Source organism: Granulicatella balaenopterae, assembly GCF_900111135.1.
GTDB lineage: Bacteria > Bacillota > Bacilli > Lactobacillales > Aerococcaceae > Granulicatella > Granulicatella balaenopterae.
The window spans coordinates 1-7,963 of the sequence record NZ_FOGF01000058.1 but is presented as its reverse complement, the minus strand read 5'-3'; the positions used below and the strand labels follow the sequence as shown (position 1 = coordinate 7,963).

Annotated in this window: 13 protein-coding genes and 1 pseudogene; all 14 read left to right on the top strand. The window is 28.2% G+C overall.

The features are described 5' to 3' along the window. On the top strand, positions 1 to 786 hold a 786-nt coding region (locus BMX09_RS09345), incomplete at its 5' end, for a ParB/RepB/Spo0J family partition protein (protein ID WP_089747996.1). 15 nt (positions 787 to 801) lie between these two features. After that, the gene (locus tag BMX09_RS09340) at positions 802 to 1,068 is read left to right on the top strand and encodes a hypothetical protein (protein ID WP_089747993.1); all 267 of its coding nucleotides are present in this window, start codon (positions 802 to 804) and stop codon (positions 1,066 to 1,068) included. Next, complete coding sequence (locus BMX09_RS09335) at positions 1,061 to 1,339, top strand: hypothetical protein (protein ID WP_143054408.1); 279 nt, start codon at positions 1,061 to 1,063, stop codon at positions 1,337 to 1,339. The genes BMX09_RS09340 and BMX09_RS09335 overlap by 8 nt, the downstream gene beginning before the upstream one ends. A 75-nt stretch (positions 1,340 to 1,414) precedes the next feature. Next, positions 1,415 to 2,515, top strand: a complete 1,101-nt coding sequence (locus tag BMX09_RS09330; RefSeq protein WP_089747989.1) for a hypothetical protein — start codon at positions 1,415 to 1,417, stop codon at positions 2,513 to 2,515. A gap of 35 nt (positions 2,516 to 2,550) precedes the next feature. After that, on the top strand, positions 2,551 to 2,853 hold the full coding sequence (locus tag BMX09_RS09325; RefSeq protein WP_089747987.1) for a hypothetical protein: 303 nt from the start codon (positions 2,551 to 2,553) through the stop codon (positions 2,851 to 2,853). A gap of 26 nt (positions 2,854 to 2,879) precedes the next feature. Continuing rightward, positions 2,880 to 3,176 (top strand): hypothetical protein, encoded by a 297-nt coding sequence (locus tag BMX09_RS09320; protein WP_143054407.1) that lies wholly within the window; start codon positions 2,880 to 2,882, stop codon positions 3,174 to 3,176. Beyond that, positions 3,166 to 3,726, top strand: a complete 561-nt coding sequence (locus BMX09_RS09315; RefSeq protein ID WP_089747983.1) for a hypothetical protein — start codon at positions 3,166 to 3,168, stop codon at positions 3,724 to 3,726. The genes BMX09_RS09320 and BMX09_RS09315 overlap by 11 nt, the downstream gene beginning before the upstream one ends. Before the next feature lie 62 nt (positions 3,727 to 3,788). Beyond that, entirely contained in the window at positions 3,789 to 4,253 is a 465-nt protein-coding gene (locus tag BMX09_RS09310; RefSeq protein ID WP_089747980.1) for a hypothetical protein, read from the top strand. A gap of 204 nt (positions 4,254 to 4,457) precedes the next feature. Continuing rightward, on the top strand, positions 4,458 to 5,336 hold the full coding sequence (locus BMX09_RS09305) for a hypothetical protein (protein ID WP_089747978.1): 879 nt from the start codon (positions 4,458 to 4,460) through the stop codon (positions 5,334 to 5,336). 185 nt (positions 5,337 to 5,521) lie between these two features. After that, entirely contained in the window at positions 5,522 to 5,944 is a 423-nt protein-coding gene (locus BMX09_RS09300) for a hypothetical protein (RefSeq protein WP_089747976.1), read from the top strand. A 122-nt stretch (positions 5,945 to 6,066) separates the two neighbouring features. Beyond that, the gene (locus tag BMX09_RS09295; protein WP_089747974.1) at positions 6,067 to 6,339 is read left to right on the top strand and encodes a hypothetical protein; all 273 of its coding nucleotides are present in this window, start codon (positions 6,067 to 6,069) and stop codon (positions 6,337 to 6,339) included. A 25-nt stretch (positions 6,340 to 6,364) separates the two neighbouring features. Next, the gene (locus tag BMX09_RS09290) at positions 6,365 to 6,739 is read left to right on the top strand and encodes a hypothetical protein (protein ID WP_089747972.1); all 375 of its coding nucleotides are present in this window, start codon (positions 6,365 to 6,367) and stop codon (positions 6,737 to 6,739) included. Beyond that, the gene (locus BMX09_RS09285; RefSeq protein ID WP_089747970.1) at positions 6,729 to 7,046 is read left to right on the top strand and encodes a hypothetical protein; all 318 of its coding nucleotides are present in this window, start codon (positions 6,729 to 6,731) and stop codon (positions 7,044 to 7,046) included. Before BMX09_RS09290 ends, BMX09_RS09285 begins: the two co-directional genes overlap by 11 nt. A gap of 200 nt (positions 7,047 to 7,246) precedes the next feature. After that, positions 7,247 to 7,963: pseudogene (locus tag BMX09_RS09280) on the top strand (hypothetical protein); the annotation flags it as partial.

Sequence of the window (7,963 nt, the reverse complement as noted above, 5' to 3'; positions counted from 1 at the left end):
CCATTTACAGAATATACTGAAAAACAATTAGAAATTCTAATGATGGATATAAAAAAAAGAGGGTTAGACAATGCTATTATTGTACGACCTAAAAAAGATTATTATGAAATTGTAGCAGGGCATAATAGATACGAAGCAATTAAGCGATTGGGTTGGACAACTATTCCAGCGATAATTAAAGATCTAACGGATGAAGAAACTGCGATAGGTTTAGTGCAAAGTAACTTTATGCAACGACAACACATTAAAGAAAGTGAAAAAGCAAGAGCTTACAAACTAAAAGTGGATGCTACAAAACACCAAGGGAAAAAAGGTACTGATTCTCTAAAAATAATTGCCGTAGAAGAAAAGATAAGTGAAAGAACATTATCTAGATACGTCGCTTGTGCAAAATTAATTGATGAATTTATGAATTTATTAGATAATAAAAAATTATCTCTTGCAAACGGAGAAATTTTAGCTAAGTTCTCTGATATCGAACAATTAATTATTTTTAATAGCATCGTGAATTTTGACATTAAAATTACTAGTAAAAACTTACAACTAATAAAAACTATTAATCCAATTACAGAAGATGCTATAAAAGAATGTTTTACAAGTGAAGATGAAGATAACGAAGAAGAATTAGAAAAGACAAATAGTAAAAAAACAAAAAAAACAGTAGATGATTTAATGAATGAAATAGCAAATAATGAAGAGTTATCTATTTTAGAAAAACAATTAGATACTGTAATACTAAAAGAATTATTAGAATTATTGCATTCTAAAAAAATGATTAAACTATAATAGGAGGTAACAGTAATGGGATTTCTAGAAGGACTTTTAGCATTAGCTGCAATAGGACTTATAATTTATCTATTTCTATATGTAGGATATTGTATTATTCTTCTTGCTCTTTTAGCTATTGTAGCAGTGTTGATTGTAGCAGTTTTTGTTTATCCATTACAAGTTTTCCTATTTTTATTGAAAGGTGTAGTAATTTTAGCAATATTCATTATTGCTATTGTAAAGATACATGATAAATTAGAAGAAAGAAAAGAACAGGAGGAAGATGATTTTTATGAATAAGAGAAAAATATTTTACGAAACTCCAGAAATAAATATTATAAACGAACCTTTTTATAATGATAAAAATATTGATTGGAATGAAAAATTATTATTAACATACTGTTACCAAAAAAGAAATAAACATAATATTATTTATACAAATAGAAAAGAATTAAAAGAATTATTAACTATTGATAAAATTGATAAAGTATTAGATAAACTAGTAGAAGAAAATTACATTATGATTTATAAAACTTCTAATCAGATTCATATTGAATTAATAACTGAATAAGCCCTCGTAATAAACCACAGAATCTTTTTTCTGTGGTTTTTTATATAAAGGGGGTATAGAAAGAGGGGAAATTTAATGGCGATATATAAGTATAATAGAAATAAAGGTTATGAGAGTATTAGCAGAGATTTTTTACAAAACAATAATTTATCTTTGCAAGCAAGAGGATTGCTTGCATATATGATTAGTATGCCAGAAGACTATGTGTTTCATAAAACACAGTTACAAAATTGTTTTGCTAAAAATAAAACAAAAAGTGTTAATAATGCTTGGAATGAATTATTAGAAGAAAATTACATAGTAGCGTTTAAAAAACGAGAAGGTATGAAATATAATTATAAATATTTTTTCGATCAAGTACCATTTACAAAAGAAGATATAGAAAATTTAATATTAAAAATGAATGAAATTGGGTATGAATTAATTGGAGCAAAAAATAAGAAAAAAACCGAACCGGAAAAACTCCGGAAGTTTGGGGAGTTCCTTTCGAACAGTCCAAAAAATAGTATCGGAAAAACTCCGGAAGTTTGGGGAGTTCCTTTTGAACAGTCCAAAATGAACAGTTCAAAAGGAACAGTTAATAAATTAAATATAAAAAGATTAAATATAAAAACAACAAATGATACAAATGAATCATATGAATCACAAGACAACGATAAATTACAAGTTAGAGAACAACTTGAAGACCAAAGACAACACCACTTTGTTATGAGAAATAACGGAGAAGACACAACACGAACTAGAGAACAGTTTGAAGACCAAAGACAATTAACAAATAAATTACCAAAAGAAAATATATATGATTACACAAAACAAGGACTCCCACAAAATATAACAGACTTGATTTATACATTTTCTAGAAATGATATACAAGATTTTAAAAACATTATTGGCTGTATTTTTAAAGCTAAGTCTCATGTTTCTAAACATTCTAAAAATACAATTTTCTTAGAAGACTTAGCAGAAGAAGACTTTTTAGAATTACATAAAGTGATTTATAGATGCTTGCATGAACGTAAAACAAATCCTAATTTAAGAAATTTTGAAGGCTATTTAATGGCTGCATTAATTAGATATTTTGAAAATTATGGGGAAGCAGATATACCATCAACAATGGAATTTACAGTTCCAATAAATAATTGGACAAAAGAATATAAAGACAATGAACAAGGCTAATAATAGCCTTATTTTTATTGAGAAAGGATAAAGTTATGTGGAGAAAAATTTATTTTAACGCTAAAAATATTGAATCAATTACGGAAAAAGCTGTATTAATTAAGTTACCTAAAGAAAGTCATTTAGAAAATCATCTAATGTGGTATCCTAAAAAATTCATTTCAGTAGAATCTAATGATGGACTTATTTTATCGTTGTCATTTAGAGAAGATTTTATTTTTAAGGTATTTCATAAAGATTGGAATTACAAAAAACGTACAAAAAAATACAGTGAAATTACATTCGATGAATTAGCAATTGCATTTGGTGTGGTTGAGCTTCAAACAAATAATCATTAAAAGTTTTCGCCAAATTGGCGAAAAGTTTGAAAGAAGGAAAAATAATGTTGAACCCTTTTCAAAAAATAAAACAACTAGAAAGAAAAATAGAAATATACGAATGTGAAAAAGTAACTATTTTAAAATATGTGAAACAATTAGAAAAAGAAAATGAAGAACAGCAGTCTATCATTCACGCTAAAAATAAACAAATTAAAGAATTAAAAAAAGTACGAGATAGATTAAAAAGACAAGTAGAGGATAGTCAAGCAGAAATTGAAAGTTGGCAAGCGTATATTGTTGCAGATAGTGAAAAGATTAGGAGAAATATAAATGAACACTAAGAGAATAACAGTAGAATTAAACGAAGAAGAAGTATATTTTTTGAAGCAATATGCGAATGTATATAAGGCTGAAAGAAATAAAGATTTTACAACGGAGCCTATTGTAGTTGTTCAAAAAGAAGTTCACTTACCATGTCCTCATGATATGGGAGTGGAGGGCGTTGAATATTATGAAGCAACGATAGGAGATATTCACCACACTAAGGAAGAAGTTGTTGAATGGGCTTTAGAGGAATGGGAACTAAATGAACGACAATTATCTGAATTGCAGGAGTTTTTGGATGATGAGTATTCAGATGATTTTGACACAAGCAGACATGGGGATTTTGAAGGTATTGATTTTAAAATAAGCAAGAATGGTTATCAAATAGTTTGGGAGCCGGTTGCGTATTTCTTAACAAGGGCAGAAGCAGAAAAATATTGCAAATACCAGGCGCACAATTTAGGAAAATGTAGAATCTATACAGAAAACGCTGGATATGCTAACGATGGAGATTATCCAAAATTAACTAAAACATTACTAAAAATGGGTATGATACTGAATGATTAAGAAAATAAAAAATTACTTAACCTTTCGCCAATTTGGCGAAAAGTTTGGAAGGAGAAAAAATTATGGGAAAGAAAATATTTACCAATTTTTTAGCAAATTATAAATATAAAGGTTTTACTGATGATGGGCAAATAGTGAATGTTAGTAATCGGTTTAATAAATTACTAGGCAGTCATGTATCCGCAGACGAAAACAATGTAGTAGTTAGAGTTGGTTCAAACCATATTCGTAAAACAAAGTATGGGTATCTATTGATTGTTGATGCTCACCACGTTGTATTCTTTAAAGATTGGCAAAATTGGGGTCATCCAAAACGATGTAATAGCTTTATCATTAACTTTAATCGAGAGTTTTATAAGGTTAAAGAATACGGTGATTTTAGTGAATTTTTTTCAGACGAGCCAAGTGAAGAATTATCAAGTTTTGATGGTTTGATTAAATTAGCTAGAGAACAAGAAGCATATTATAATAATCCAGAAAATGAAGCAACTTTTAATTTCCGTTCAGATTTCACCCCGAAAATGTAGAAATTAAAAAATGAATGAGTTAGCTTATGTAGACAATAAAAAAAGACCGCTAATAAAAGCGGTCTAACTACATGACGCTAAAACAAAATGGCTTTAGCTCTACACATAATATAACATAAAAAATAATAAATAACAATCAATGAAAATATACAATAATCTAACCTTTCGCCAAATTGGCGAAAAGTTATAGAGGAGTAGATAAACATGGAAATGACAAAAAAAGAAATCTTAAAATGGGCTTGCAAACGTGAAAGGAAAATATCTGAAATAATGGTTCGCTTTAATAAACTAGATGGTTTTTGGTTAGATGTTTTTTATGGTAAAACATTAGATGATGTTTTCAGTGAAGTTGAATGTTCTTATAAAAACTTCCCACAAAAAGAATGGGACGATATAAAGGAATATTGGAAATTTGAAGATGATTCAATTACATTAGATAAATTAGATGAAGAAACCATTCAACAACGATTAGATAATGATGAAGTTTTAGAATGTATTGCTACATTAGAACAGAAATTAGAATTTTTAGAATGTATAGAGGAATTTAGAGATATTACATTATACGATGAGGAACATAACAGTTTTGAATTATTTTATTGTGATGTAGATTTTGAAAATAACACCTTTAAAATGAGTAACGGTTTAACTGAAAATAGATTATCTGAAATTGAAGATGAACTATTAAAACCGATAGAAGCATTTACAGTTGTCATCACTGATAAAGGTTGTAAATCGCAAACAACATTTACAGATTGGAATTATTCATCACGATATAAAAATCTTGTTAAAGAAGTATTTAGAGAATTATGTGATGAACGATACATTGATACTGATACTGATTTTTTTGATGAATATTGGACATTTGAAAACACTGATATTACATTAGCTGATGATGAAGAAATTGTACAAAAACATATTGATAATGGTGAAGCTATTGAATTAAATATTACGAATAACGCTATGATTGAAGCAATTGAAAATATTGGAGCAGGGTATGAATATGATGTTGAATTGTTTCTTGATGACGTCAATGTAGATGATTGTTATGTTGATTGGAATGAAGAAGTATATATTGAAAAATAATATAAAAAGGAGTGTTACTAGTAGTTAATATAGATAAAGATTCGCTACTTTTAAAATTTTATGCTAATGAAGATAATTCAAGGTATTTATTAAATTATATAGTAAATCATAATTTGTGTAGCTCTTTAGATAGTTAAGTAACTTTTCGCCAATTTGGCGAGAAGTTTGAAAGGAGAAATTAAGAGGTGAAAGAAGCATATATTGTTTTAACAAATAGAGGATTTGTAAAAGAAATTATTTATGATTTAAATCCATATAAAGATAAAGATATGCCATCAAAAAGATATCGTTTTACAACTTATAAAGAGTATGCAAAACAGTTTACAAAACAATCTGAAGCTATTGAATGTGCAACGTTTTTTGATGGACAAGTACAAAGCATTCAAAGTAATGATAGTCAAAATATAAGGGGAAACGCATTAAAACCACAATATGAAGAATTACAAAAAAGTGTTTTAGAATATCTTTATAGTCAAGAAATAAAAATAAAAGATTTTAATAAATTAGCAAATATTACTGATGCACAAAGTTATATGTTCAGACAAGGACAACAAGTAAAAAAAGAAGTTATCCAAAAAATTAAAATATTTATTCAAAACGTCCAATAATAAGTATCGAAGAAGTAAGTATCATCTTAAAAAGAAAAAAACATAACCCAACCTTTCGCCAAATTGGCGAAAAGTTTTAGGGAGAAGATAAAATATAAATTGAGAAGAAAGGGAGAATGAACGTGGAACAATTAATCTTACTAAAAGAATTAAAGAAAATTAATAATGAACTAGCTATTAAATATGCGTATCATAATTTACAAATTACTATTAACGATAAGAATGATGAAGACCTACTATTTTATGTTTGTAATGTTGCTGACGGTAAAATGTATACTCCTAAAATTATTCTAAAAAACACAACACTAACAGAAGAAAAATTAGAAGAAATCACAAAGCTATTACAAAAATATAATCACAAAACTTATCAACCAGAAAAATTATATGCAGTATAATATGGAATAAGAAAGGAAGAGAAACATGATACTATATAATCAGATGAAAAAATATACAGAACAAGCAGATAGCATTTATACTACAATTGCTAATGTATTAACATGTAAAAAATTAGGTATCAAACAATCTGATATATTAGATTGTTTACCAGTAGAATATCTAGAATCAGCTGTTGGACATGCTATAGTATACCGTAACAGTATCTATTATTTCTTAATATGGTACGAAGAATTATTAGGAAGTGAAGATAATCGTGACGACTGGGCAAGAACAACAATTTTCACAGAAACAAAAATAATGATTGAAAAAATGAATGAATTATTAGATATTAATTGTGCTTTATACAACGCTTTAAGAGAAAAAGCAACTAAGGGAAGGGGGATTTACTGTGACAACTGAAGCCGAACGATTACAAAAATTAAAAGAACAATATCTAAAGAATCCTCACGATTTTTTAGAAAAAGTTACTGAATTAGAAAATCAATTAAAAAAACAAGAAGATACAATATGGGTAACAATCGGTGAAGATGGTATTACTGGTGTAATAGAACCGTTAAAAGAATGGAATAAAACAACTCCATATCAATTAGATGATAAAGATTATTGGGTTACTAAAAATGGATTAGTTCCTAAAAATGAAACATCAGCATTTGAGTATATGAATACCATGTATCAAACATTAGATAAAGAAGATATGATTTCTTAGATACTAACTTTTCGCCAATTTGGCGAAAGGTTAGAAAGGAGGAATAAATATGAAGTTAAATAATGGTATTTAAAAAAATACCATATCTAAAATAATACAAAACTAAGTCAATATATTGTAAAATATATATAAGAAGAGCCAAAAAAACATAACGAGGGTTTTCGCCAATTTGGCGAGAAGTTTTTAAGGAGGAAAAAAAGATGAAAAAAATTTCTTGTATGGTAACTGTTGGTACGTTATTATGTCTAGCTACTCCATCAGTAATCGCTTCAGAACAACAAGCACCTAGTACACCAGAACCAATTGAAACGGTAGAGGATACTAAACCAGTTGAAGGTGTAGAAGATACTAAACCGGTTGAAGAGGGAGATTCAACTGACCAAGAAAAGCAAAAAGGTTTTGTAACTATTGCTAATCAGCTATATTATTTTGACGATAATGGAGAGAAGGTAATTGGATTTTATACTATCCCACAAACGACTGATATGATTTATACCAATCAAGAAGGGGTTGTTCAAACAGGTTGGATTCAAGTTGGAGAAGATACTTATTATGTAGACCCTCTTACAAATTTCTTGAAAAAATCAGAGTGGTTTAATATAGTTAAGACAAGAATTTGGTACTACTTCAAAGAAGATGGTAAAATGGCTCGCAACACTATAGTCAATGATTCTTTTGTTGGTGAAGACGGAAAAATGGTTAGAAATCAATGGGTATATGACTCTTATTCTGGTCATCATTTTGCTAAAGAAAACGGGAAATTAGCGCATAATGAATGGGTAGATGGTTCTTATCTAAAAGACAGTGGAAAAATGGCATGGAATGAATGGGTAGAATACAATGGTCATTGGTATTTTATTACTCCTAATTCTGTTTACGCCCACGATACATGGAAGGGTGAATACTACCTAAAACAA

Excerpts from the sequence above, each read along its gene's own strand:
- BMX09_RS09305 (WP_089747978.1), top strand. The coding sequence starts at position 4,458 with ATGGAAATGACAAAAAAAGAAATCTTAAAATGGGCTTGCAAACGTGAA.
- BMX09_RS09325 (WP_089747987.1), top strand. The coding sequence starts at position 2,551 with ATGTGGAGAAAAATTTATTTTAACGCTAAAAATATTGAATCAATTACG.
- BMX09_RS09315 (WP_089747983.1), top strand. The coding sequence starts at position 3,166 with ATGAACACTAAGAGAATAACAGTAGAATTAAACGAAGAAGAAGTATAT.
- BMX09_RS09290 (WP_089747972.1), top strand. The coding sequence starts at position 6,365 with ATGATACTATATAATCAGATGAAAAAATATACAGAACAAGCAGATAGC.
- BMX09_RS09340 (WP_089747993.1), top strand. The coding sequence starts at position 802 with ATGGGATTTCTAGAAGGACTTTTAGCATTAGCTGCAATAGGACTTATA.
- BMX09_RS09335 (WP_143054408.1), top strand. The coding sequence starts at position 1,061 with ATGAATAAGAGAAAAATATTTTACGAAACTCCAGAAATAAATATTATA.
- BMX09_RS09330 (WP_089747989.1), top strand. The coding sequence starts at position 1,415 with ATGGCGATATATAAGTATAATAGAAATAAAGGTTATGAGAGTATTAGC.
- BMX09_RS09310 (WP_089747980.1), top strand. The coding sequence starts at position 3,789 with ATGGGAAAGAAAATATTTACCAATTTTTTAGCAAATTATAAATATAAA.